The 23,994-nt window shown below is 74.5% G+C and carries 17 protein-coding genes and 1 pseudogene; 10 read left to right on the top strand and 8 right to left on the bottom strand.

Translation table 11 applies throughout. From position 1 onward, the window contains the following. Nucleotides 1-189 precede the first annotated feature (189 nt). Together ACIQU6_RS07730 and ACIQU6_RS07735 are read right to left on the bottom strand one after the other, a co-directional pair. Entirely contained in the window at nucleotides 190-930 is a 741-nt protein-coding gene (locus ACIQU6_RS07730; RefSeq protein ID WP_403480726.1) for a transglycosylase family protein, read from the bottom strand. 743 nt (nucleotides 931-1,673) lie between these two features. Then, nucleotides 1,674-2,423, bottom strand: coding sequence for a PaaX family transcriptional regulator C-terminal domain-containing protein (locus tag ACIQU6_RS07735; protein WP_403480727.1), 750 nt, complete (start codon nucleotides 2,421-2,423; stop codon nucleotides 1,674-1,676). 165 nt (nucleotides 2,424-2,588) lie between these two features. On the opposite strand from ACIQU6_RS07735, the gene ACIQU6_RS07740 reads away from it, so the two are divergent. The 4 genes from ACIQU6_RS07740 (at nucleotide 2,589) to ACIQU6_RS07755 (ending at nucleotide 9,062) form a co-directional block, all read left to right on the top strand. Beyond that, nucleotides 2,589-4,238, top strand: coding sequence for an acyl-CoA dehydrogenase family protein (locus ACIQU6_RS07740; RefSeq protein ID WP_403480728.1), 1,650 nt, complete (start codon nucleotides 2,589-2,591; stop codon nucleotides 4,236-4,238). Beyond that, on the top strand, nucleotides 4,238-5,023 hold the full coding sequence (locus ACIQU6_RS07745; protein ID WP_403480729.1) for a crotonase/enoyl-CoA hydratase family protein: 786 nt from the start codon (nucleotides 4,238-4,240) through the stop codon (nucleotides 5,021-5,023). Before ACIQU6_RS07740 ends, ACIQU6_RS07745 begins: the two co-directional genes overlap by 1 nt. 182 nt (nucleotides 5,024-5,205) lie before the next feature. Then, a complete protein-coding gene (locus ACIQU6_RS07750; RefSeq protein WP_403480730.1) occupies nucleotides 5,206-7,353 on the top strand; it encodes a SpoIIE family protein phosphatase in 2,148 nt (715 codons plus the stop codon). Nucleotides 7,354-7,493: 140 nt separating this feature from the next. Continuing rightward, complete coding sequence (locus tag ACIQU6_RS07755) at nucleotides 7,494-9,062, top strand: caspase domain-containing protein (RefSeq protein ID WP_403480731.1); 1,569 nt, start codon at nucleotides 7,494-7,496, stop codon at nucleotides 9,060-9,062. 52 nt (nucleotides 9,063-9,114) lie between these two features. Here the strand turns inward: ACIQU6_RS07755 and ACIQU6_RS07760 are convergent, their stop codons facing one another. The 5 genes from ACIQU6_RS07760 to ACIQU6_RS07780 all read right to left on the bottom strand — a co-directional run bounded on the left by ACIQU6_RS07760 (nucleotide 9,115) and on the right by ACIQU6_RS07780 (nucleotide 17,087). Then, a complete protein-coding gene (locus ACIQU6_RS07760) occupies nucleotides 9,115-10,512 on the bottom strand; it encodes an NADP-dependent succinic semialdehyde dehydrogenase (protein ID WP_403480732.1) in 1,398 nt (465 codons plus the stop codon). A gap of 487 nt (nucleotides 10,513-10,999) precedes the next feature. Next, on the bottom strand, nucleotides 11,000-12,241 hold the full coding sequence (locus ACIQU6_RS07765; protein ID WP_403480790.1) for an MFS transporter: 1,242 nt from the start codon (nucleotides 12,239-12,241) through the stop codon (nucleotides 11,000-11,002). A 124-nt stretch (nucleotides 12,242-12,365) separates the two neighbouring features. Next, the gene (locus ACIQU6_RS07770) at nucleotides 12,366-13,514 is read right to left on the bottom strand and encodes an amidohydrolase family protein (protein WP_403480791.1); all 1,149 of its coding nucleotides are present in this window, start codon (nucleotides 13,512-13,514) and stop codon (nucleotides 12,366-12,368) included. 47 nt (nucleotides 13,515-13,561) lie between these two features. Then, a complete protein-coding gene (locus ACIQU6_RS07775) occupies nucleotides 13,562-14,944 on the bottom strand; it encodes a glutamine synthetase family protein (RefSeq protein WP_403480733.1) in 1,383 nt (460 codons plus the stop codon). A gap of 79 nt (nucleotides 14,945-15,023) precedes the next feature. After that, nucleotides 15,024-17,087: a SpoIIE family protein phosphatase gene (locus ACIQU6_RS07780; protein WP_403480734.1), complete on the bottom strand. Its 2,064-nt coding sequence runs from the start codon at nucleotides 17,085-17,087 to the stop codon at nucleotides 15,024-15,026. Nucleotides 17,088-17,292: 205 nt separating this feature from the next. Here ACIQU6_RS07780 and ACIQU6_RS07785 point away from each other — a divergent pair, with 205 nt between their 5' ends. The 6 genes and pseudogenes from ACIQU6_RS07785 to ACIQU6_RS07810 all read left to right on the top strand — a co-directional run bounded on the left by ACIQU6_RS07785 (nucleotide 17,293) and on the right by ACIQU6_RS07810 (nucleotide 22,886). Beyond that, nucleotides 17,293-18,282: a TetR family transcriptional regulator C-terminal domain-containing protein gene (locus ACIQU6_RS07785; RefSeq protein ID WP_403480735.1), complete on the top strand. Its 990-nt coding sequence runs from the start codon at nucleotides 17,293-17,295 to the stop codon at nucleotides 18,280-18,282. A 225-nt stretch (nucleotides 18,283-18,507) separates the two neighbouring features. Beyond that, on the top strand, nucleotides 18,508-19,407 hold the full coding sequence (locus tag ACIQU6_RS07790; protein ID WP_403480736.1) for a 3-keto-5-aminohexanoate cleavage protein: 900 nt from the start codon (nucleotides 18,508-18,510) through the stop codon (nucleotides 19,405-19,407). Nucleotides 19,408-19,627: 220 nt separating this feature from the next. Next, a pseudogene (locus ACIQU6_RS07795) lies at nucleotides 19,628-20,584 on the top strand (3-hydroxyacyl-CoA dehydrogenase NAD-binding domain-containing protein); the annotation flags it as partial. A 194-nt stretch (nucleotides 20,585-20,778) separates the two neighbouring features. Continuing rightward, complete coding sequence (locus ACIQU6_RS07800; RefSeq protein WP_403480737.1) at nucleotides 20,779-21,312, top strand: thioesterase family protein; 534 nt, start codon at nucleotides 20,779-20,781, stop codon at nucleotides 21,310-21,312. 502 nt (nucleotides 21,313-21,814) lie between these two features. Further along, entirely contained in the window at nucleotides 21,815-22,144 is a 330-nt protein-coding gene (locus tag ACIQU6_RS07805) for a DUF427 domain-containing protein (protein WP_403480738.1), read from the top strand. 244 nt (nucleotides 22,145-22,388) lie between these two features. Continuing rightward, the gene (locus tag ACIQU6_RS07810; protein ID WP_403480792.1) at nucleotides 22,389-22,886 is read left to right on the top strand and encodes a DUF309 domain-containing protein; all 498 of its coding nucleotides are present in this window, start codon (nucleotides 22,389-22,391) and stop codon (nucleotides 22,884-22,886) included. A 46-nt stretch (nucleotides 22,887-22,932) separates the two neighbouring features. On the opposite strand, the gene ACIQU6_RS07815 is transcribed toward ACIQU6_RS07810, so the two are convergent. Continuing rightward, nucleotides 22,933-23,889: a D-alanyl-D-alanine carboxypeptidase family protein gene (locus tag ACIQU6_RS07815; protein WP_403480739.1), complete on the bottom strand. Its 957-nt coding sequence runs from the start codon at nucleotides 23,887-23,889 to the stop codon at nucleotides 22,933-22,935. Nucleotides 23,890-23,994 lie beyond the last annotated feature (105 nt).

The raw sequence follows: 23,994 nt of genomic DNA on the forward strand, positions 1-23,994 counted from the left end.
CGGCTCGGAAACTCCCCGGAAAACCTACGGATTCCCCCCGGATTCCCCAGGATTCCTCAGAGGCACATTTCCCACTTCCCCCTGCACTCCATTGGCGTTTCCGGTTTCACCACTCGCCTCGTCCGGTCGAATTCCCGGCGCATTCGACCGGACGAGGAGCGGCTACGGAGGCCGATCAGCCGCCGTTCATCACTCCGTACCGGAGCCGTGGACCCGCAGATGGGTACCCGGGTAGATGAGGTTCGGGTCCTCGCCGATAACCTGGCGGTTCTTGCGGTAGATTTCCTGCCACGGCTTTCCGTGGACGGTCGCGATACCGCTCAGCGTGTCGCCGATATTGACTGTCACGGTGGCGCCGGAGATCCGGCGCAACGGCTTCTTGTGGGTTTTCTCCGCGGGCACGGGGCGGTGCTTGTGGGCGTGCTTCGGCGCGGCGTGGCTCCGGGCCGGCAGGGTGTGCACGCGGCCGCCGTGGGGAGTACCGTGCAGCCCGAGCGAGGCCGAGCAGGCGGGCCAGGCGCCCCAGCCCTGGCGGGCCAGGACTCGTTCGGCGACCTGGATCTGCTGTGTCCGCGAGGCTCGGGAGGCACGCGCCGCGTAGGCGCCGCCGCCGTAGGAGTGCCAGGTCGAGTGGCCGAACTGGAGCCCCCCGGAGAAACCGTTACCGGTGTCGATCCGCCAGTTGCCGCCGCTTTCGCACTGGGCCAGACGGTCCCAGGTGCCGGTGCTGACGGCCTCGGCCGGCTCGTCGGACACCGCGCCCAGCGCGCCGGCCGCCAGCAGGACGGCGGCCGCGGTGACGCCCCGGGCCCCCCGGCCTCGCAGTGCCTCGCCGCGGGTGGTCCGGTCCGCCGGTTCGCGGGTCTCCGCTGCCCGGCATTCCTGCGCCGCGGGCGATTCCTGCGTTTCCGGTACCTGCTGAGATTCCATTTTCGTGCTCCCGTCGCTTGTGCTGTGCGTACTGATGTGTCACTCGTTCCGGGGTTCCGGTCGGGCCGGTATTTCGGCGAGCGCGCAGAGGTGTCAGCGATTTCGGCGAGTTCTGGGATTCGGGATCGTCGGATGGTTTCCGCGGTGCGCTTTTCTCCGGTGCGTTTTCTTCGGCGCGTTCTGCGGTGTGTTTCTGCGGTGCGTCGAATTCGACGAGGAAGAGACAACCATGGGCCGCGTCGGCATGGGCAGGGCGCGCGGTAGCGCCTCCGACGGGCGGCTCGCCCCCTCGCCGCCGGAAGGGGGACGGAATCCTCCGCATGGCACACGGGCCCGGCGGGTAGGGGCGCACCCTTCGTGCCCGGGGTGCCGGGCCGGGCGACAATCGCCCGCCCGTTCGACTTCGGGGTGTCACCCCCCGTGGCTACGCCGGCGTCGGTGCATATGCGCGGCGGGGGGCCGCACGGACCGCGCACGGTCCGCGACGCGGTGCAACCGCCCGGGTTTCGGGGGGAGTTGGCAGGTCGCCCGGCGGCCGGCGGCCGGTCGCGCGGTGGGCAGCGGCCCGGCGCACCGAGGCCGCCCCTGCCGATCCGCCCCGTGCGCTCCCGCCCCCGCCCGCACGCTCCGCATCCGCGCGCGTCGCCGCGCCGCCCGTGCGCCCCTCCGCCCCACCGACCCGCCGGCCGCGGGGGCCGGGGAGCACCGCGCCAACGGGGTGGCACGTGCGCGGGGCAAGCGCGCTAGGGCCTGTCGGAAGCGAGCAACTGCCGGAGGAGTTCCCGGAATTCGGCCTCGAAGGCGTCGTAGCGGGCGCGGAGCGCGGCGCCCGGCCAGGTGACCGGGAGGAGGGGCGGCGGCAGCAGCGGGTCGGTGAGGAGGTGGCGGAGGACGGCCGCGGCGGCGGTGAAGCGGTCGGCCGGGGCGTCGGCGCGGTCCAGCGCGGCCGACAGCTCGCCGGCGCGGGCCGCCCAGCCGTCCAGGTCCCACAGGCCGCGGGCGAGTGCGGCCGGATCGCCGTCGGGGCTGCCGGTGAACCAGGTGCACTGCGCGGTGGCCACCTCGGGGCGGGGCCGGTCGAGGTTGGCGGGGCGCAGCCAGTTGCCCTCGCGCAGCTCGGCCAGCCGCAGCGCGGCCATCGCCTGGCGCAGCGCGGCGCGTTCGGCCGGTGGGCGGCTGCCGTCCGCGCTCACCACGGCGATCTCCCACTCGCCCGACCAGGGGCGGGTCCGGGGCGCACGGCTCTCGTCCTGCCGGGCCTGGCGCTCCAGCAGCCGGGTGGTCAGCGCGTAACCGCCCGCCCGTTGGCGGAGGTCGCCGGCCGCCACCATCCGGGAGAGCGCGACCCGGACGGTGCCCTCGGCGATGCCGAAGAGTTCACCGACCCGCACCAGCGCGCGCACCGGCAGCCGCGGCGGGTGGTGACCGAGGAGCGTGCTCAGCACGACGGAGCGGGCGGTCAACGGCCGGAGGGCGAGGGGAGCGTCGTTCATAGGTGCCGGAAGTCTAGGTCGTGCGGGCGGGCGGGGCGGACGGGGGGCGGACCAGGGACGGACGGGACGCGGACGCGGTGTGCGCCCCCGAGGCGGCCGGCGTCCCACGCCGCACCCGCCCTTACACCCTTCCTCCAGCCGTATGGAATCTGTAACGTCAGGGTCATGACCGTCACCCATGAAGTAACCAATCAGGCCCCGCCGCTGACCGGTTTCAGCGCGGCGGACGAGCCCGCGTTGCTGGAGGCGCTGCGCCGGGAGGGCGGCGCCTGGGGCGAGGCCGAGGTGGTCGAGCTCGGCGCGCTGGCCGGGTCCGCGGAGGTGCAGGACCAGGCGCACTGGGCGGAGCAGCAGCCGCCCCGGCTGCACACCCACGACCGGTACGGGCACCGGGTGGACGAGGTCGAATTCCACCCGGCCTGGCACCAGTTGATGACCACCGCGGTGGAACACGGTCTGCACGCCGCGCCGTGGACCGACCGGCGCGCGGGGGCGCATCTGGTGCGCGCCGCCAAGTTCTACGTCTGGTCGCAGGCCGAGGCCGGCCACGGCTGCCCGATCTCGATGACCTACGCCGCGGTGCCCGCGCTGCGCGCAGCCCCCGAACTCGCCGCGCGGTACGAGCCGTTGCTCGCCGCCCGCGCCTACGACTTCGGGCTGCGCGCGCCGCTGAGCAAGCGCGGACTGATCGCCGGCATGTCGATGACCGAGAAGCAGGGCGGCTCGGACGTGCGGGCCAACACCACCGCCGCGGTGCCCACCGGGGACGGGAGCTACCGCCTCACCGGCCACAAGTGGTTCACCTCCGCCCCGATGAGCGACGTCTTCCTGGCGCTGGCGCAGACGCCCGAGGGGCTGACCTGCTTCCTGGTGCCGCGGGTACTGCCGGACGGCAGCCGCAACGGGATGCGGCTGCTGCGCCTCAAGGACAAGCTGGGCAACCGCTCCAACGCCTCGTCGGAGATCGAGTACGAGGACGCCGTCGCCTGGCCGGTGGGCGAGCCCGGCCGCGGGGTGCGGACCATCGTCGAGATGGTGAACATGACCCGGCTGGACTGCGTGCTGGGCTCGGCGGCCGGGATGCGGGCGGGGCTGCGGCAGGCGCTGCACCACACCGCCCACCGGCGGGCGTTCGGACGGGAGTTGGACCGCCAGCCGCTGATGCGCGCGGTCCTGACCGACCTGGCGGTGGAGTCGGAGGCGGCCACCGTGCTGGGGATGCGGCTGGCGGCCGCGGTGGACCGGTCGGGGGCCGGCGACGCCGGGGAGGCGGCGCTGCGCCGGCTGGCCCTGGCGGCCGGGAAGTACTGGGTGTGCAAGCGGGGCAGCGGCCACGCGGCGGAGGCCCTGGAGTGCCTGGGCGGCAACGGCTACGTCGAGGACTCCGGGATGCCGCGGCTCTACCGGGAGGCGCCACTGCTGTCGATCTGGGAGGGCTCGGGCAACGTCGCCGCGCTCGACGTGCTGCGCGCGCTGACCCGGGAACCGGCCGCGCTGGACGCCTACTTCGCGGAGGTGGACGCCGCGGCCGGCACCGACCGTCGGCTGGACGCGGCGGTGGCCGGGCTGCGGAAGCTGCTCGGCTCCCTGGGCGACCCGGAGCGGGCCCAGCTCATGGCCCGTTCGCTGGCGGAGCGGCTGGCGCTGGTGCTCCAGGGGGCGTTGCTGGTGCGGCACAGTACCCCGGCGGTCGCCGATGCGTTCTGCGCCTCCCGGTTGGACGGCGAGTGGGGGCACGCCTTCGGCACCCTGCCGCCCGGCGTGGACCACGCCGCGGTCCTCGGGCGCGCCCGGACCGGCGCGGACGCCGGCTGATGGCCGACGAGCCCGAGGCGGCCGTACGGGTCGAGCGGGTCGGGCCGGTGACGACGGTGGTGCTGTCCCGGCCCGCGGCCCGGAACGCGGTGGACGGCCCGACGGCCCGTCAACTCGCTGACGCCTTCTGTGCGTTCGACGCAGATCCGGAGGCGCGGGCGGCGGTGCTGTGGGGCGCGGGCGGCACGTTCTGCGCCGGTGCCGACCTCAAGGCGGTGGGCACCGCGCGCGGCAACCGGGTGGCGGCGGACGGCGACGGGCCGATAGGGCCGACCCGGATGCGGCTGCGCAAGCCGGTGATCGCGGCGGTCGCCGGGCACGCGGTGGCCGGCGGCCTGGAGTTGGCGCTCTGGTGCGATCTGCGGGTAGCGGAGGAGGACGCGGTCTTCGGGGTGTTCTGCCGGCGGTGGGGCGTCCCGCTGATCGACGGCGGGACGGTGCGACTGCCCCGGTTGATCGGCGCGGGCCGGGCGATGGACCTGGTCCTGACGGGGCGTCCGGTGCCGGCCGCGGAGGCCCTCGACATCGGACTGGTCAACCGCGTGGTGCCCACCGGCGCCGCCCGCACCGCGGCCGAACGGCTGGCCGCCGAGCTCGCCCGTCTGCCGCAGGCGTGCCTGCGCAGCGACCGCGCCTCGCTGCTGGACCAGGAGGGGCGGGACGAGGAGGCCGCGATGGCGTCCGAACTCCGGTACGGGCAGGCCGTGTTGGCGGAGGGGTTGACGGGCGCGGCCCGGTTCGCGGCCGGCGCGGGGCGGCACGGCGCGCCGGACGACGCACGGTGACCGGCGGCGGGCCGGCCCGCCCGGAGCGGGGCGGTCCCGGCGCGCCCGCACCTCTACCGGTCGGCCGCCGCCACCCGCGTGCGTCGCCGTCCACCGCCCGGGCGGTGTGGCGCCGCTCGCCGTCACCGGGAGTGACGGCGAGCGGGAATGCGACCCCCAGTGGCCCCGCCTAAGGTGTTCGCATGGCCGAGCGGCCCCCCGACCCCTCCGCGGAGGGCTCCGACCCCCGCGCCGACCGGGTGGCGCCCCGGGGCGAGGAGGAGGCACCCGGGGTGCCCGACCACGAGCCCGTCGGCCTGCGGGAGCGGCTGTCGCTCAACCGGATGGGCACCTTCGACTGGGATCTCGACGGCGGGGTCATGGAGCTGGACCCCGGCGCCCTGAAGGTCTTCGACCTGCGCCCCGGCGAGTACGACGGCGCGCCGCTGTCGTTGCTCTCCCGGCTGCCGGCGGAGGAGGGCCTGCGCCTGGACGCGGCGCTGTCCCAGGCGCTCCAGGAAGGCAACGCCTCCTACGGCGCGTACTTCCGGATCCAGTGCCGGGACGGGACCCGGCGGTGGACCCACTCCCAGGGCCGGATCCTGCGCAACGCACGGGGCGCGCCGTACCGGGTCGTCGGCATCGTCCGGGAGGCGACCAGTGAACTCGCCGACTCGGCGCTGCTGCGCTCGCTCCAGGAGGAGCGACAGCGGCAGACGGTGATGGTGCAGCAGACCACCGCGGCGCTGGCCCGGGCGCTGTCGGTGCGGGACGTGACGCGGGTGCTGACCGGGACCGGCGGCGCCCGGCGGTTCGGCGCGGACGCGCTGGTGCTGGGCCTGGTGGCGAACGACCGGTTCGAGGTGATCGCCACCGCCGGGCTGGACGGCGAGGTGCCGGCCGACATGATGAACTCCTGGCTGGACGACACCCTTCCGCTGTCCGAGGCGGCGCGGTCCCGGCGCCCCAGCTTCCTGAGCACCCGCGGCGAGTTGGTCGCCCGCTACCCGCGGCTGCGCCCGTTCGTCGACGTGCTGCCGACCGGCAGCGCCGCCTTCCTTCCGCTGATCGCCCAGGACACCGTCCTCGGGGCGCTGGGGCTGTTCAACCACGAGCCGGCGGTGCAGTCGGCGGAGGCCCGGAACCTGGCGCTGGCGCTGGCCGGTGTGGTGGCGCAGTCGTTGCAGCGGGCCACCCTCTTCGACCAGGAGCGGGAGTTCGCGACCGGGCTCCAGGAGACGATGCTGCCGCGCCGGCTGCCGCCGATCGCCGGCGGTGAGGTCACCGTCCGGTACCACCCGGCGAGCGTGGGCCGGGACGTCGGCGGCGACTGGTACGACGTGATCGCGCTGCCGCAGGGCCGTACCGGGCTGGTGGTCGGCGACGTCCAGGGGCACGACACCCACGCGGCAGCGGTGATGGGCCAGTTGCGGATCGCGCTGCGCGCCTACGCCAGCGAGGGGCACGCCCCGGAGACGGTGCTGGTGCGGGCCTCCCGTTTCCTGGCGGAGCTGGAGACCGAGCGGTTCGCGACCTGCACCTACGTCCAGGCGGACCTGGAGTCGGGGGCGCTGCACCTCGCCCGGGCCGGCCACCTGGGGCCGTTGATCTGCAACAGTTCCCGGCACATCGACTGGCCGCAGGTGGCCGGCGGGCTGCCGCTGGGGCTGGCCACCGCCTTCGGGCAGGACCACTTCCCGGAGACCCAGTTGTTCCTGGAGCCGGGGTCGACGCTGCTGCTGTGCACCGACGGGCTGGTCGAGCAGCCCGGCCGGGACATCGCGGCCGGGATCGAGGCGCTCTCCGCCGCGGTCCGCGCCGGGCCCGCCGAGCTGGACGCGCTGGCCGACCGGCTCTCGTACCTCCTGTGGGCGGAGCCGGGTTCGGACGACGACATGGCGCTGTTGCTGCTGCACCGCAGCGCGGTGCGCGGGGCGACCGCCACACCGCGGCTGCGGCTCCACGTCCACCAGGCCGATCCGGCGGGCACCGCGGAGGTCCGCTCGGCGGTGCGCCGCACGCTGGACCAGTGGCGGGCCGGCGCGGTCACGCACGATGTCGAGGTGGCCGCCTCGGAGTTGATCGCCAATGCGCTCACCCACACCGAGAGCGGCGCCCTGGTGTCGGTGGAGCTGCTGCCCGGTGCGCCGCGCCGGATCCGGCTGGAGGTCGAGGACCGGTCCAGCCAGTGGCCGCGCCGCCGGCGGCCCGGCGAGACCGCGACGTCGGGGCGCGGGCTGCTGCTGGTGGAGGCGCTGGCGGACCGGTGGGGCGCCGAGCCGCGGGGCAGCGGCAAGGCGCTGTGGTGCGAGTTCTCGGTGCCGGAGACCGCGCCCGGAAACGGAGCCTGACGCACCCCGAACTCCGTTATTCCCCAGGGGAGATGGGCGGGGCGCGCGATGTCGCTTCGGGCACCGGCGAACGGGGCCGCAATCCGGGGTGATCGTGCCAGGATGGCGACGACCGTTCGTCATGCAGGGGGAGGGCATCGATGAGTGGCAGACCCGACGACCGGTGGTTCCCGCACGGGCCGGCCAGTCGCGCCGTACTGATCGGCACCGGCAGGTTCACCGGTCTGCCGGCGATCCCGTCGGTGGCGGCCAACCTCCGGGGCCTGTGGGCGGCCCTGACCCACCCGGACCACGGGTTGTTGGCCCCGGAGCACTGCCGGGTGGTGCCCGACCCCACCGACGCCTCGGCGATCGGGGCGGCGCTGGCCTGGGCGGTGCGGGAGGCCGAGGAGGTGCTGCTGGTCTACTACGCGGGCCACGGGGTGCTGGACGACGGCGGGTTGCTGCACCTGGGGCTGGTGCACACCGACCGGGACCAGGTGGGCTTCTCCGCCGTCCCGATCGAGCTGGTCAAGCGGCACGTGAGCGGGGCCCGGGCGCGGGCGCGGGTGTTGGTCGTGGACTGCTGCTTCTCCGGCCGGGCGGTCTCCGCGATGTCCGATCCGGCCGACCTGGCGGTCGGTCAGCTCGACCTGGCCGGCACCTACACGCTGACCTCCACGACCCGCACGGCACCCTCGCACGCGCCGGAGGGGGAGACCTACACCGCGTTCACCGGCGCCCTGTTGGACGCCCTAGCCGAGCCGGTTCCGCTCACCCTCGACGAGGTCCACGGGCGGGTGGACCGCGCGCTGCGCAGCCGGGGGTTGCCGCGGCCACAGCGCCGATCGGCCGGCGCGGCGGGCTCGTTGGTGCTGCTGCGGGGGCCGTCGGGGGTGCCGGGCGCGGCCCGCGTCGCGGGTCCGACGGTACCTCCCCCGCCGAGGATGCCGCCGCCCCCGCCGCCGCCCAGCGATCCGCCGCCGTTCCACCTGGGCGCCCCCGTGCCGCCGCCGCGGCCGGCGCGTCGCCGCCGGCCGGTGCTGATCGCCGCCGCGGTCGGCGGTGCGCTCGCCGTGCTGCTGACGTCGTCGCTGGTCAGGGGGTGGTTCGCGGGTGACGACGGGGGGTCGGGCAAGGCCGCGGACGGCACCGTGTCGGGCGGGACCAACACGCCCGGCAATACGGGCGGCTCCTTCGGCGGTGCCCCCGACACCGGTCCGCCGGGCGCCACCTCGCAGAGCCCGCACTCCCCACGCCCGGCCGCCGCGAAGGTGGTCTACCGCGACCGGCGGGTGGTCTGGCGCGCGCCGAGCTGCATGGGCAGCGTCTCCCAGGCCCTCGATCTCGACACGCCCGCGGTCACCGCACGGACGGTGGACACCTCCGGGGGCACCACGCTGGACTACATCGGCTGCCAGAACGGGCTGAACGGCGCCCAGGCCGTCATCACGCTCGCCAGCAGCTACGGCAGCCCGGTCCGGGCGGGCACCGCGGACGCCCGGACGAACACGGGCGAGGCGTGCCGGGCGGCCGCCGAGGGCAGCCCGCTGGGCCCCAACACCAACGCCGCGAAGGTCTCCCCCGGCACCGTCTGGTGCGTGGTGACCAAGCTGAACCAGGTGGCGCGGATGACGTTCAGCAAGGTGGACACCTCGGACAGCAGCAGCGGCGCGGGCCCGGGCAATCCGACCTTCGAGCTGACCGTCACGCTGTGGGCCGCACCGTGAACGGGCCGGGCGCCCCGACGAGTCGGGGCGCCCGGCCGCGGTGCGTGGCGGGTCAGTCCTCGGGCCCGTACCACAGCGTGGTCATGTTGCAGAACTCCCGGATACCGTGGCCGGAGAGCTCCCGACCGTAGCCGGAGCGCTTGGCGCCGCCGAACGGCAGGCCGGGGTGGGAGGCGGTCATGCCGTTGAAGTACACCCCGCCGGCCTGCAAGTCCCGGGCCAGCCGCTGCTGTTCGTCGGCGTCCCGGGTCCAGGCGTTGGAACTGAGGCCGAACGGCGTGTCGTTGGCGAGGGCGACCGCCTCGTCGAGGTCGGCGACGCGGTAGAGCGTGGCGACCGGACCGAACGCCTCCTCGTGGTGGATCCGCATGCCCGGGGTGATGCCGGTGAGCACGGTCGGCTCGTAGAACCAGCCGGCGTGCCGGTCCGGCGGGCGGCGGCCGCCGCACAGCGCCCGGGCGCCCTGGTGGATCGCGTCGTCGACCAGCTCCTCCAGGTCGGAGCGGCCCTGCTCGCTGGAGAGCGGGCCGACGTCGGTGCCCTCGTCCATCGGGTCGCCGACGGTCAGCGCGGCCATGCCCGCGGTGAACCGCTCGGCGAAGGCGTCGTGGACGGCGTCGTGGACGATGAACCGCTTGGCGGCGATGCAGGACTGGCCGTTGTTCTGGACCCGGGCGGTGACGGCGACCCGGGCGGCCTTGTCGAGGTCGGCGGAGGGCAGGACGAGGTAGGGGTCGCTGCCGCCGAGCTCCAGGACGGTCTTCTTGACCTCGTCGCCGGCGGTGGCGGCGACCGCGCGGCCGGCGGGTTCGCTGCCGGTGAGGGTGGCGGCGGCGATCCGCGGGTCGCGGAGGATGTCCTCGACGGCGCCGGAGCCGATCAGCAGGGTCTGGAAGCAGCCGTCGGGGTAGCCGGCGCGGCGGAACAGCTCCTCCAGATAGAGCGCGGTCTGCGGCACGTTGGAGGCGTGCTTGAGCAGCCCGGTGTTGCCGGCCATGAGGGCGGGCGCGGCGAACCGGACGACCTGCCAGAGCGGGAAGTTCCAGGGCATCACGGCGAGGACGGTGCCGAGCGGGCGGTAGCGCACCACGGCGCGGGCCGCGCCGGCGTCCTGGACGTCGGCGGGGTCGGGCCGTTCGTCGGCGAGCAGCGCCTCGGCGCGGTCGGCGTACCAGCGCATGGTCTTGACGCACTTGGCGGCCTCGGCGCGGGCCTGGGCCAGTGGCTTGCCCATCTCGGTGGTCATGGTGCGGGCGATGTCGTCCCGGTCGGCTTCGAGCAGATCGGCGGCGGCGTGCAGGAGTTCGGCGCGGCGGGCGAAGGACGTGGTGCGGTGTTCCTGGAACGCCTGGTCGGCGCGGACCAGGCGGTCCTCGATCTCGCCCGCGTTGAGCGCGTCGAAGGTCTTGAGGGTCTCGCCGGTGGCCGGGTTGACCGTGGCGATGGCCATGAGCGGTACCTCCTCGCGGTGTGGTCTGGTGTCACGGGCGTCGGGCGGGCGCCCGGGTGAGCGGCCCGGGGGCCGGGGAGGGCTCCGGGACCGGGTCGGGGTCGGGCCCGGGCGGGCGCGGCACCGGCGACGGTTCCGGCGGGATCGGATCGGGCGGCTCCGGGGGGTGGGGCGGCCCGGGGAGCGGTTCGGGCGGGACGGGCCCGGGCGGCGGTTCGGGGACCGGGCCGGGCGGGGGCTCCGGGACGGGGCCGGGCGGTGGGCCTCCGGGGTCCGGGGGGACCGGTGGGGGCTGCCGGTCGAGGTCGGGGGTGCGGTCACGGCGGACGAGCGGTTGCCGCTGCACGGCGGGCCTCCGGATCGGGACGAATGGTGCCTGTTGGTGCCCCCGTACCCGAGTCTGGCCCGTCCATGGCCCCGGCGCACGGCGGGTTCCGGCGCCCGGTCGGTGCGGTGGCGGGGGCCGGCCGGCCGGGCGCCGCGGGGGTCACGGCTGCGGGTCGCGGGCGTCGTACCGGGCGAAGGCGCGCCGGCCGAGTCCGAGCGCGGTGACGACCAGGACGCAGGCCAGTCCGCCGCCGATCACCGCCGCGGCCGGCGAGGCCAGGTCGGCCGCGGAGCCGGCGAGGAAGTCGCCGAGCCGGGGGCCGCCGGCGACGACCACGATGAAGACGCCCTGGAGCCGGCCGCGCATCTCGTCGGGGGTGGCGGCCTGGAGCATGGTGCTGCGGAACACCATGGAGACGGTGTCCGCGCAGCCCGCGACGGCCAGGAAGAACAGGCCGAGCCACAGGTGTCGGGAGAGGCCGAAGGCGGTGACGGCGGCGCCCCAGGACGCCACCGAGAGCAGGATCGCCAGGCCGTGCCGGCGGATGCCCCCGAGCCAGCCGGAGAACAGGCCGCCCAGGACGGCGCCGACCGCGGGCGCGGCGACCAGCAGGCCGACGGTCTTGGCGTCGCCGCCGAACCAGAGCGCGGCGATCGCCGGGAACAGCGCGCGGGGCTGGGCCAGCACCATCGCGGCCAGGTCGGCGAAGAACGTCATCCGCAGGTTGGGGCGGGTGGCCAGGAAGCGCAGGCCGTCCAGGACGGAGGCGCGGCGGGTCGGGCCGTCGCCCCGGCCGGGCCGCATCGACGGCAGCCGCCACATCGCGTAGAGCGAGACGCCGAAGGCGGCCACGTCGACGAGGTACGCCGCCTGGTAGCCCCACAGGCCGACGATCAGGCCGCCCAGCATCGGGCCGCCCATCAGGCCGAGGTTGGAGGTGAGCGACTGCAGGGCGTTGGCGGCCGGCAACTGCTCGGTGGGCAGCAGGCGGGGGACCATCGACGTGCGGGCCGGCGAGTTCATCGCGAAGCAGACGGCCTGGAGGGCGACGACGGTGTAGAGCAGCCAGACCCGGTGGTAGCCGGCGAGCGCCGCGGCGGCCAGCGTGACGGACAGGACGGTGGCGCCGGTGGCGCTGGCCAGGCCCAGTTTGCGGCGGTCGACGGTGTCGGCGATGGCGCCGCCGTAGAGCCCGAAGACGACCAGCGGGATCAGCGAACACAGGCCCACCAGGCCGACGGAGAAGGTGGAGCCGGTGATCGCGTAGACCTGGAGGGAGACCGCGAGCGCGGTCATCTGCTGGCCCAGCCAGGAGACGGTGTTGCCGCACCACAGGCGGCGGTAGTCGGGGGAGGTGCGCAGCGGGGTCAGGTCGACGAAGATCCGGCCGCGCAGCGGTATTCGGGGCTTGTCGCCCTTTCCGGCCCGGTCATCGGCCGGCGCGTCAGAGGTAGTTGTACGTGGCACGCGGCAGTAAACCACGCCGCGCGGCCACGATGGAACAGGTGTCCCGGTCGGGTGCCCCTTACTTCCCGTTCTCCGCCCCGCCGTTGACGCCCGCCAGCCCGTAGACCCGGCGCGCCGTACCCGCCGCGATCATCGCCGCGACCCGCCGGGCGTCCCCCGCCGACCAGGCCCCGGACGCCACCCAGCCGCCCAGCACCTCCCCCAGCGCCACCCGGAACAGCGCGCTGCCCACCGCGTACAGCTCCGGGAGCCCGTAGGCGTCGGTGGAGAACAACAGCTTCCCGAACGGCGCCAGTTCGAGGAACTCGGCGAGCACGGCGGTGGCCCGCGGGCCGGTGTGCGTCAGCGACAGCCCGACGTCGGCGTAGACGTGCGGGAAGGCCCCGGCGAGGTAGGCGGCCTGCCGGTGGTACGGGTAGCAGTGCAGCAGCACCAGGTCGGTGCCGGTGTCCGCGGTGGCCCGGACCAGGTCGGTGAGGAGCGCCGGGTCGGCGTGGTCCAGCCGCAGGTCGGGATCGCCGAAGCCGGTGTGCAGTTGGAGCGGGCGGCCGGTGGCGACGGCGAGTTGGACGAGGTGGCACAGCAGGACCGGGTCGGTGAGCCGCGGGGCGCCCGCGCCGAGCCAGGCGCGGGCCGCGGTCCGCACCGCGTCCGGGCCGGGCGGCCGGGGGTCCAGGGCGAGGCCGTGCCGGTAGGCGGCCACCGACTTGAAGGCGACGGCGGTGCGGGCCGCGGCGCACACCGCGCGACCGAGGGCGTCCGCGAACTCCCCGGCGCGCACGGCCCCTTCACTCCCCCGGTGGTCGGCCGCGACGCGCTCGGCGAGCGCCTCCAGCCGCACCACCTCATGGCCGGCGGCGCCGCCCGCGGCCGCGGTCTCCTCCGGCCCGGTCAGGTCGCCGGGCAGCCCGGTGTCGACGAGGTACGCGCCGATGCCGGTGGCGGACAGCAGCCGCCGCCGGGTCTCGTCCGGGCCCAACTCGCGGCGGCGGGCCAGGTATTCCTCGGGCGGGCAGTGCGCGGGCAGGTCGAGCAGCGGCGGGCACCAGCGGCGGACCGCGAAGCCGGTCTGGGTGTCGAAGTACGTGGTGCCGGCCGCCGGCGGCCGGTCCGATTCAGTGAGGAACGCGGCGAACGTCCCGGCGTTTGGTGCGTACCGGATCACGCCGTGGCAGTGGTGGTCCACCAGCGGCGGCAGCCCGTCCAGCACCGGGGCGCCGGCGTCGCCGACCGGCCGCGGCGCGTCGGCGGCGCTCACCAGCGCCAACGGGTGGCCGCGGCGATCTGGGCCGGCTCCCACTCCGCGAAGTGCGCCTCCTCGGCGCGCCGCACCGCGAGCACCGCGCCGTACAGCACCTCCCCCAACGCCTCCCGCAGCGGCGTCGACTTCTCGAACCGGTCGGTGGCCTCGGTGAGCGTGGCCGGCAGCCGGACGATGCCGCGCCGGGCGCGCTCGCGGACGCCCAGGGCGCCGGGGTCACCGGTCTGCGGGGCGGGGAGTCGGGCCCCGGTGTCGATGCCGTGCAGCCCGGCGGCGATCACCGCGCCGACGGCGAGGTACGGGTTGGCGGCGGCGTCGAAGGTCTTGACCTCGGCGTGTCCGCCGTCGGGGTCGTCGGGCGCGCCGGTGACCAGCCGCAGCGCCGCCTCGCGGTTCTCCACGCCCCAGCACTGGTACACGCCGGCCCAATGGGAGGGCAGCAGCCGCAGGTAACTGGCGGGCGAGGGACAGCCGATGGCGAGCAGGGCGGGCAGCGCGTCCAGCACCCCGGCGAGGAACGACGCCGCGTCGGGCGCCAGGGCCCAGTCGGCGCCGGCGGCCCGGTGCAGGCTCGCCCCGTCGCGGCGGAGGCTGAGGTGGAGGTGGCAGCCGTTGCCGACCTCGCCGGCGACGACGGACGGGGCGAAGGAGGCGCGCAGCCCGTGCCGGGCGGAGACCGCACGGATCGTCTCGCGGACCAGGACCACCTCGTCGGCGGCGCGCACCGGGTCGTGCGGCGCGGTGCTGACCTCGAACTGGCCGGCCGCGTACTCGGGGTGGATCTGGAGCACGTCGACGCCCTGGACGAGCAGCGCCTCGGTGACGTCCCGGAGGTAGTCGGAGAGTTCCACGACCCGGGCCATGCCGTAGGCGGGGCCGGCGCAGGGGTAGTCGAGCGCGTCGGCGTCGGCGCGGCCCTGCGGGGCGCGGGCGACCACCCACTCCGTCTCGAAGCCCATCCGCAGGTCGAGGCCGGCGGCCGCGGCCCGGTCGACCATCCGGCGGGCGAACAGGCGTTGGCAGGCCGGGTGCGGCTGCCCGAGCTGGTCGTAGCGGTCGACCGGCGCCCAGGCCCAACCGGGCTGCGCGGCCAGGGTGGTGAGCCGCGCCAGGTCGGGGAAGAGCCGCAGATCGCCGTCCGGACCGCCGAGGTGGTCGGAGGCGGTGACGGCGTCGTCGGAGGTGAACACGTCGAAGACCGGCGACATCCCCACGCCCCGCTCGACGACGTCCGTCAACCGCCGGGCCGGCACCGTCTTGGCGCGGGCGATGCCCGCATTGTCCACCCAGGTCAGCGCGATGTTGCCGACGCCGTCCGCGTCGAGTCGCGCCGCCAACCGGCGGGCGCCCTCGCGCTGTTCCGCCCGCGATTCCATAGAGCAGTCCTCACTTGGCCGTGCCGATCCCTCGGCGCCCGCGCCCGCTGGGTCCCGAGGTCGGCCAGGGCCTTCCCGGTCAGGGGCAGTTGAACTCGCACCATACGCACTTTCCACCGCCGCGCGGTTCCACTCCCCACACATCCGCGAGCCGGTCGACGAGCAGCAGGCCGCGGCCGGAGACCCCGGACTCGCCCGGTTCGCGGCGGCGCGGCAGGCTGCTGGCCCCGTCCTCGACCTCCAACCGCAGCCGCCGTTCCGCCCCGTGCGGCATCCGGAGGCTGACGACCGCCTCGCCGTCGGTGTGCAGCAGCGCGTTGGTGATCAGCTCGTCGGCAACCAGTTCGACCTCCTCGGCGCGGTCGCCGGCGCCCCAGGCGCGCACCGCGGCACGGATCATGTGACGGGCGGAGGACAGCGCCGCCGGGTCGGCGGGGGCGACGTGTTGACGGAGACGGCCCGCCGTGTCGTGCTCGGGCGGCCCGAGCCGACGCAGCAACAGCAGCGCCATGTCGTCCTCGCCGCGCCGGCCGTCCACCGACTCGCAGAGCCGGTCGGCGAGTTGCTGGACGTCCGACGGGCCGTCGCGGACCTCCCGGGCCAAGTGCCGCAGCCCGGCGTCCAGATCGGCGCCCGGCTCCTCCACCAGGCCGTCCGTGCACAGCACCAGCGTGTCGCCCGGCGCGAGGTGCACGGTGGTCACCGGGTAGTCCAGCAGCCGGAATTCGGAGGAGAGGCCCAGCGGCAGCCCGCCGGCCACCGGCAGCCGCCGACAGATGCCCTCGGCGTGCCGCACCATCGGATCGAGGTGACCGGCCCGCACGAACCGGGCGGCACCGGTGGCCAGGTCGGCGTCGACGTAGGTACAGGTGGCGAAGCGGTCGGTGTCGAGCTCGTTGAGGAACGCGGAGGCGCGGGCCATCACGGTCGCTGGCGCGTGCCCCTCCGCGGCGTAGGCGCGCAGCACGATCCGCAACTGGCCCATGAGCGCGGCGGCCTGGGTGTCGTGCCCCTGGACGTCGCCGATGACGGCGGCGACCCGGCCGTCCGGCAGCGGGATCACGTCGTACCAGTCGCCGCCGATGTCCCGGCCCATCCGGGCGGAGCGGTAGCGGACCGCGATCTGCGCCTCGACGACGCCCGGGATCCGACGCGGCAGCATCGCCTGCTGCAGGCCGGCCGCGATCTCGTGCTCCTGGTCGTAGAGCATCGCCCGGGCCAGGCTCTGCGCGATGCTGCTGCCCAGCGCGACCAGCACGTTGCGCTCCTGGTCGGGGAAGTCGGTCTCGCGCTCGAAGAACAGGCCGATCACCCCGATCGGACGCCCCTGGGCGATCAGCGGCAGATACGCCCCGGAGCCGACGTTCAACGGCTCGACGGCCGGCCACAGCCGCGGGTAGTTGTCGCGGAACTCGGCGCGGCTGCGGACGAACCGCGGGGTCAGGGTCCGCACCACCTCGCTCATCGGGAACTCGTCGCCGACCCGGGTGTACTCCAGGTCCGGCACGTAACTGCCCGCCCGGCCCTCGGAGACCAGCCGGATCCGGCCGGCCTCGACCAGGCCCAGGATGACGTTCTCCGCGCCCAGCCGGTTCAGCCCCTCGTCGCCGGCGAGGACGCCGATCACCTCGCCGACCGTGCGGGCGTGCGCCAGGGCGGCGGTGGTGCGCTCGACGATGCTGGTGTGCCGCCGGCGCTCCTCGGTGACCGCGATCCGCTCGGCGGCCTGGGCGTACTCGCCGGTGGCGTCCCGGACCACGCCGATGACCCGGCGGGGGCGGCCGATGGCGTCCCGGCGGATGCTGCCCTGGGCGTGCGTCCAGCGCAGTGCGCCGTCCCGCAGCCGGACCCGGAAGTAGGCCCCGTAGGAATGGCTGCCGTCCTTGAGCGCCCGGGTCACCAGCGCCTCCAGCCGCGCCGCCTCGTAGTCCGGCACCCGGCAGCCGAGGGTGGCCGGGCGGTCGTCGTACTCCCCCGGGCGGAGGTCGAAGACCTCCAGCGCGGGCGGGTCCAGGTGCATCAGCCCGCTGTCGAGGTCCCAGTCGAAGCCGCCCATCCCGTTGAGGGCCAGCGTCAGGTCCGGGTGGGCGGGCCAGTCGTCCGGCACCGACACGGTGGGCCGCTTCGCTCCCCGGTCAGCCATGCCGTCACTTTGCCACATTCACCCGTATTGCGGCTTGTCCAGCGGCCCGGACCCAGCCCGCCACACCCCACCCGCCCCACTACTGACTCATACATCAGCCAGCCCGCAACACCATCCCCCATATCCGTACAGAACAGCAGCTTTCACCCTTGCACTCCCTCACATCCGTTGCGATGTTCTCAACGCCCTGTTAGCGTCCCCGGCCATGGACGCAGACCCCGGCGGCCGGATCGCCGACGACACCGGACAGGTCACCGACCGGGTCCGGCAGGTGATCGCCCGGCTCGGTTGCAGCCATCGCGAGTTCGCCCGACGGATCGTGATGGACCCCTCCAAACTCTCCAGATCACTGGGCGGCACCCGGCGCTTCGCCCTCGCCGAGATCGTCCGGATCGCCGACATCGGCGGGGTCGACACCGGCTGGCTGCTCGGCGCCCCGGAACGCCCCGCGGCACCGCCCGGGCGCGGCCCGGCCCCGGTCCCCGAAGGCGGCCGCCCGCTGCAGATCGTCCGGGAAACCGTCCGGCTGATCGCCGAACACGGCTTCCACGCCGTACGGGTCGCCGACATCGCCGCCGCCTGCGGCACCAGCACGGCCGCCGTCCACTACCACTTCCCCGGCCGCGACGAACTGCTGGAGGCGGCCGTCCGCTGGTGCATGGACGAGGACACCGAACGCCGCGCGGCCGGACTGGCGAAGGCCCCCGACGCCCGCGCCGAACTGCTGCACCTGATCGCCCTCCAGACCCCGCGCACCGCACAACAGCGCCGGCAGTGGCTGGTCTGGCTCGACCTGTGGGCCCAGGCCGCCCGCGACACCGCCGTGGGGCGCCTCCACGAGCACTACTACCGGCAGTGGCGCACCACCGTCGCCGACGTCCTCCGCCGCGGCATCGACCAGGGCGTCTTCCGCCCCGTCGACCCCGACGTCACCGCCCTCCGCCTCACCGCGCTCATCGACGGCCTGGCCACCCAGGTCCTGGCCACCGCCCCGGACAGCACCACCCCGGACACCATGCATGCCGCCCTGTCGGCCTTCGTGGACAACGAGTTGGGGTGTGGCGGGAAGGACGCGGCCACTGACTTTGCGAGCGTCGACTCCGCGGCCACCGACCCCGACGCCTCCACTGCCGACGACACCGCTTCCGACGACACCGCCGCCGAGTCCCCTCCCGCCGCCCGACGACGTTCGTGACGCCCCGACCACGTTCATCTCGCTCCGACGACGTTCGCGACGCTCCGACGACGTTCGCGACGTGCCGCCGGGGCGGGCTAGCCGCGGGCCGGCTACCGCGCGGGCAGTCGGGCCGCGCCCGTCGAGCGCGCCCGGACTCCTCAGCTCACCCGCACCCCGGGGAAACACCGACCGCCACCTCTCCCCTCACCCACGCCACCCCACCGCTCCTACCGAAGGGACCCCATGGCCACCGCCCCCACCAACGAGGTCATCATCACCTGCGCCCTGACCGGCGCCGGTGACACCGTCCGCCGCTCCCCGCACGTCCCCGTGACGCCCGAGCAGATCGCCCGCTCCGCGGTCGAGGCGGCCGCCGCGGGCGCCGCGGTGGTGCACATCCACGTGCGCGACCCCGAGACCGGCGACCCGTCCCGCGACCCCCGCCTCTACGCCGAGGTCGTCGACCGCATCAAGCAGACCGGCACGGACGTCGTCATCAACCTCACCGCCGGCATGGGCGGCGACCTGGTCATCGACCCCGAGCGCCCGCTCACCCAGCTTCCCGGCACCGACCTGGTCAGCGGCCTCGAACGCCTCCCGCACGTCGAGGACCTGCTCCCCGACATCTGCACCCTGGACTGCGGCTCCCTCAACTTCGGCGACGGCTCCACGCTCTACGTCTCCACCCCCGACATGCTGCGCGCCGGGGCGAAGCGGATCCAGGAACTCGGCGTCCGGCCGGAGTTGGAGATCTTCGACACCGGCCAGCTCTGGTTCGCCAAGCAGTTGCTCGCCGAGGGACTGCTGGACGACCCCACCGTCTTCCAGTTGTGCATGGGCATACCGTGGGGCGCCCCGGCCGACCCCGGCGTCCTCCAGTCGATGGTGAACATGCTGCCCGAGGGCGCCGAGTGGGCCAGCTTCGCGCTCGGCCGGATGCAGATGCCGTGGGTCGCCCAGTCGATCCTGCTCGGCGGCAACGTCCGCGTCGGCCTGGAGGACAACCTCTACCTGAGCCGCGGCGTCAAGGCCACCAACGCCCAACTCGTCGAACGCGCCGTCCAGATCACCGAACTCCTCGGCGCGACCGTCGCCACCCCGGACCAGGCCCGCACCCGCCTGGGCCTGAAGCCCCGCAGCTGAGGCACGCCCGCCGGGCACCACGGGGACACCAACGGGCGGGCGCCGCAGAACCCCACGGTGACGAGCGGACCGACACCACACCTGTCCGCCCGTCACCGCCTCGCCCCACCATCACCAGCCACTTCACGCCCCGCGCCCCAACCCGGCCTCACACACCTCGCATACCGCGCCCTCGCCCCTCCCCTCACCACTCTCCGCATTCCGCGCAGGAGGCAGCCCCATGTCCTACACCCCCTCCACCACCCCCGAAGCCGCACGTCGGGTGGCGTGCATCGGCGCCGGCGTCATAGGCGGCGGCTGGGTCGCCCACTTCCTCGCCCGCGGCTACGACGTCACCGCCTGGGACCCCGCCGACGACGCCGAGGAGAAGCTGCGCCGCCTGGTGTCCGCCGCCTGGCCCGCCCTGGAACAACTGGGACTTGCCGAGGGCGCGTCCCAGGACCGGCTGACGGTCGTCCCGACCCTCGCCGAGGCCGTCGCCGACGCCGACTTCGTCCAGGAAAGCGCCCCGGAGAAGCTGGAGTTGAAGCGCTCGCTCCTCGCCGAACTGGCTGCCGCCACGCCCCCCGGCGTGGTCATCGCCTCCTCCACCTCCGGCTACCCGATGACCGACATGCAGACCCAGGCGGCGGACCCGGCCCGCCTCGTCGTCGGCCACCCCTTCAACCCGCCGTACCTGATCCCGCTGGTCGAGGTCGTCGGCGGCGCCCACACCGCCCCCGAGGCCGTGACCTGGGCATCCCGCTTCTACGACCTCGCCGGCAAGTCGGTCATCACCATGGACCGCGAACTCCCCGGCTTCATCGCCAACCGCCTGCAGGAAGCGCTGTGGCGCGAGGCGCTGCACATGGTCGCCAACGGCGAGGCCACGGTCGAGGACATCGACGCCTCCATCACCGAAGGCCCGGGCCTGCGTTGGGCGTTCATGGGCCCCTGCCTGACCTTCGCGCTGGCCGGCGGCGAGGGCGGCATGGCCCACATGCTCGACCACTTCGGCCCCTCCCTGAAGTCCCCGTGGACCCGCCTGGAGGCCCCCGAGCTGGACCGGGAACTCCGTGACGCCATGGTCGACGGCTGCGCCACCGCCGCCGGCGACCGCACCTACGCCGACCTGGTGGCCGAACGCGACCAGGGCGTCATCAACGTCCTCCGCGCCACCGGCCGCCTCCCCCACCAAGCCCCCCACGCCACCACCGAACACACCCCGCACCCCAACAACCACGCTGCCCACAACAGCTCCAACGGTGCTAACGGCTCCGATGGCCACCCTGGCCTCGACACCCACGTCGTGCCCAACAGCCACACTGCCCCCGCCGCCCACGCCACGCCCGACAACCAGAGGACCCCCAACACGCCTGGGAGCCCGGCCTGATGAGCGGCGCACCGACCCCCTCCGGTGGGGGCCCCTCCCCCCTCCCCCACCCCGCCCTTCGCCCTCCTCTCCCGCTTTTCCGGCAGGACGTCCAGGACGAGTGGATCGACTACAACGGCCACCTCAGCGAGGCGTACTACGTCCTGGTCTTCGGCTTCGCCACCGACGCCCTGATGGACGCGATCGGCCTCGACTCCGGCTACCGCGCACGCACGGGCTGCTCGCTTTACACCGTCGAGGCCCACGTCCGCTATCTCGACGAGGTCCCCCGCGGCGGTCAACTGGCCGTCCGCACCACGGTGTTGGGCGTGGCCCCGAAGAAGCTCCGCCTGCTTCACGAGATGTACCGTTGCCCTCCCTTTGGTGCTCCCACCGGCGACCCCGTGGCCACCGAGGAACTCTTCGCCCTCCATGTCGATCAGGACCAGGGGCACGCCGTCCCGTTCCCCGACGCCACCCTCGACCGGCTCACGGCCCTCGCCGCTCCGGCCCCGGATTGGGCCGGCCACGGTATCCGCCCGGTCGGTTCCTGATCACCAGGAGCCCGCGCCCCGTACCACCGCCGACGACGGCCCCCGACCGGTCCCGAAGGATGCGGCACCGGCGGCGCCCGCCGCACCCAGACCGGTGAGCGCCGCTCCGCGCCCACGGCACTCCAGCAGCAGCAATCCACCGCGGAGCTCTCCACCGCGGAGATCTCACCGGGGCTTCTGCCCAAGCCCCGGTGCGGACTCACGCCCGTACTCGCGCTCCCGCCCCCAGTCGTACTCGCACCCCCACGCGCACCCACGCCCACGTCCCAGTTCACGTCCCAGTTCACGTCCCGATCCCTTCCCGTAGATCTCTGCCGAAGCCGTCCCAAAAGCCGCCGCCCCCGCCGAGGCGCCCCTTCCGCTCGCGAGCTCTGCCTCTTCGCGAGCTCTGCTTCATACTGTGCCGATCTCGGGGCTCGACGGCTTCAGGGATCTCCCTGAAGCCGTCCCGGATGCGACCCTGAGGTAGTAACCATCCGCTTCACGAACGGAGATCAGGGTTATGTCCACAGAAGGTCACCGCATCGAGGTCAAGCCGGGCACCGAGCCCGTCCGGGTCGTGGTGAACGGGCAGGTGCTGGCCGAGAGCCGGCGACCGTTGCTGCTCTTCGAGACCGGCTGTCCGGTGCGCTACTACCTGCCGCCGGAGGACGTCCGCACCGATCTGCTGACGCCGTCGTCGACGCACACGGTCTGCCCGTTCAAGGGCACCGCCTCCTACTGGTCACTCGAACAAGGCCCCGAGGACGTCGCCTGGGCCTACCCCGAGCCGCATGCCCAGGTCGCCGAGATCAAGGACCATCTCTGCTTCTACGAGGTGCAGTTGGGATAGCGACGGCGACCGGCTCCGACGGCCAGATGGTCAGGAGGTCAGGCGGCGAGGCAGCCCTGCACCCATGCCACCGTGCGGGCGGTGGCATCCCCGCGGCCGTCGGAGCCCCCGGCCTGCCCGTCCCCACCACCCCGCCAACCCACCACCCCAGCACTCCCCCGGCCCCTCACCCGCGCACAATCGAAGGGTGAACACCTCCGAGAACCCCCGCCACCCCGTCCGGCCCGAGGAGGGCAGCGCCCCCGTGACCCGTTCCCGTGATCGCGACGAGCAGGGCCGGGCCCGGAATGCCCGGCCGCGGGACGGTCTCGGACGGCCGTTGCCCTACGGTGCGCCGGGGGTCGCCCGGCAGCCGGAGGGGGTACCCCGCGCACCGGACGAGGCGCTGGTGGAGGCGCAGCGGCTCCTGGATGCCGGGATGCCGTTCCATGCGCATGAGGTGCTGGAGGACGCCTGGAAGGCGGCTCCGGAGTCCGAGCGGGAGCTGTGGCGGGGGCTGGCGCAGCTCGCGGTGGGGTTGACGCATGCGGCGCGGGGCAATGCCGCGGGCGGTGCGGCGCTGTTGGGGCGCGGCGCCGCGGCACTGGTGCCTTATGCGCCGGCGGCTCCGTACGGGATCGATGTCGCCGGGTTGTCGGCGTGGGCGCGGGAGTTGACCGGCCGGCTCGCCGCGTCCGCGGAGGACGCGGCGGCCGGCCCGGTTTCTGCGGCCGAGGAGGCTCCCCGGTTGCGCACCCGGTAGGCGGTCGCCGCTCGCGGCCCGTTCCGGCGGTGGGGCGTGGTGGGCGTTACGAGCCGTCGTCGGTGGAGTCGGAGCGGCCGACCGGTTCGGCGTGCGTCAGGCGGTTGAAGCCCCAGTCCAGCAGTGTGCCGGCCTCCTTGTAGACGCCGTTGAGCGCGCCGGATTGGGGGTTGAGCACGGTGGCGATGAGGGTGTGGCCGTTGCGGCGGGCGGCGGCGATGAGGGTGTTGCCGGCCTTGCTGGTGTAGCCGTTCTTGACGCCGATGATGCCGGGGTAGCGGGCCATGCCGTGCGAGCCGACCAGCAGACGGTTGGTGTTCTCGATCTGGACGGCGGCGCCGCCGGTGGCGGGGAACGTGGCGCGGATGGTGGAGCAGTAGCGGGCGAACTCCTCGTTGGCGAGGCCGGCGCGGGCGAAGACCGTGAGGTCGAAGGCGGAGGACACCTGGCCGGGGGTGTCGTAGCCGTCGGGGGACTTGACCGTGGTGTCGCGGGCGCCGAGCCGGTTCGCTGTTTGCTGCATCTCGCGGGCGGTGGTGGACCAGCCGCCGTTCATGGCGGCGAGGACGTGCACCGCGTCGTTGCCGGAGCGCAGGAAGACGCCGCGCCAGAGGTCGGCGACGGTGTAGCGGCTGCCCTGGTGGACGCCGACGACGCTGCTGCCGGCGCCGAGGCCGGACAGGTCGGAGGCGCTGACCTGGCGGACGCGGTCGGCGGAGAACTTGGGCAGCACGGTGACGGCGAAGAGCGTCTTGAGGGTGCTGGCCGGGGCGAGTTTGCGGTGCGAGTTCTTGGAGGCCAGCACTCTGCCGGTGTCGGCGTCGGCGACCATCCAGGCCAGGGCGCTGAGGCCGCTGGGGGACTGTCGGGCGGGGGCCGTGGTCTGACGGCCCGTCGGCGCGGCGGGGCGGGCGTCGGCCGGTATCGGGGTGAGGGTCATTCCGGCGGCGGCGATCAGTGCCAGCGCACCGGTCTTCTTGGAGACGAGCGCGTCAAATGCCATGGGGTCACGCTAAGTAGGGCGGGCGGTGGGCGCAGCACGGTTGCGCCAGACGGGCCACGGGGTGGTGGTGTGTTCGGCGTGTCGGGGGCGTGCGCGGGTGCAAAG

This window comes from Streptomyces sp. NPDC090442 (assembly GCF_044769405.1).
In the GTDB taxonomy this organism is placed as follows: Bacteria; Actinomycetota; Actinomycetes; order Streptomycetales; family Streptomycetaceae; genus Streptomyces.

Coding starts and splice junctions, on each gene's coding strand:
- ACIQU6_RS07800 (WP_403480737.1), top strand. CDS start 20,779: ATGAGCGGCGCACCGACCCCCTCCGGTGGGGGCCCCTCCCCCCTCCCC.
- ACIQU6_RS07750 (WP_403480730.1), top strand. CDS start 5,206: ATGGCCGAGCGGCCCCCCGACCCCTCCGCGGAGGGCTCCGACCCCCGC.
- ACIQU6_RS07775 (WP_403480733.1), bottom strand. CDS start 14,944: ATGGAATCGCGGGCGGAACAGCGCGAGGGCGCCCGCCGGTTGGCGGCG.
- ACIQU6_RS07780 (WP_403480734.1), bottom strand. CDS start 17,087: ATGGCTGACCGGGGAGCGAAGCGGCCCACCGTGTCGGTGCCGGACGAC.
- ACIQU6_RS07785 (WP_403480735.1), top strand. CDS start 17,293: ATGGACGCAGACCCCGGCGGCCGGATCGCCGACGACACCGGACAGGTC.
- ACIQU6_RS07815 (WP_403480739.1), bottom strand. CDS start 23,889: ATGGCATTTGACGCGCTCGTCTCCAAGAAGACCGGTGCGCTGGCACTG.
- ACIQU6_RS07760 (WP_403480732.1), bottom strand. CDS start 10,512: ATGGCCATCGCCACGGTCAACCCGGCCACCGGCGAGACCCTCAAGACC.
- ACIQU6_RS07755 (WP_403480731.1), top strand. CDS start 7,494: ATGAGTGGCAGACCCGACGACCGGTGGTTCCCGCACGGGCCGGCCAGT.
- ACIQU6_RS07805 (WP_403480738.1), top strand. CDS start 21,815: ATGTCCACAGAAGGTCACCGCATCGAGGTCAAGCCGGGCACCGAGCCC.
- ACIQU6_RS07735 (WP_403480727.1), bottom strand. CDS start 2,423: ATGAACGACGCTCCCCTCGCCCTCCGGCCGTTGACCGCCCGCTCCGTC.
- ACIQU6_RS07730 (WP_403480726.1), bottom strand. CDS start 930: ATGGAATCTCAGCAGGTACCGGAAACGCAGGAATCGCCCGCGGCGCAG.
- ACIQU6_RS07740 (WP_403480728.1), top strand. CDS start 2,589: ATGACCGTCACCCATGAAGTAACCAATCAGGCCCCGCCGCTGACCGGT.
- ACIQU6_RS07745 (WP_403480729.1), top strand. CDS start 4,238: ATGGCCGACGAGCCCGAGGCGGCCGTACGGGTCGAGCGGGTCGGGCCG.
- ACIQU6_RS07790 (WP_403480736.1), top strand. CDS start 18,508: ATGGCCACCGCCCCCACCAACGAGGTCATCATCACCTGCGCCCTGACC.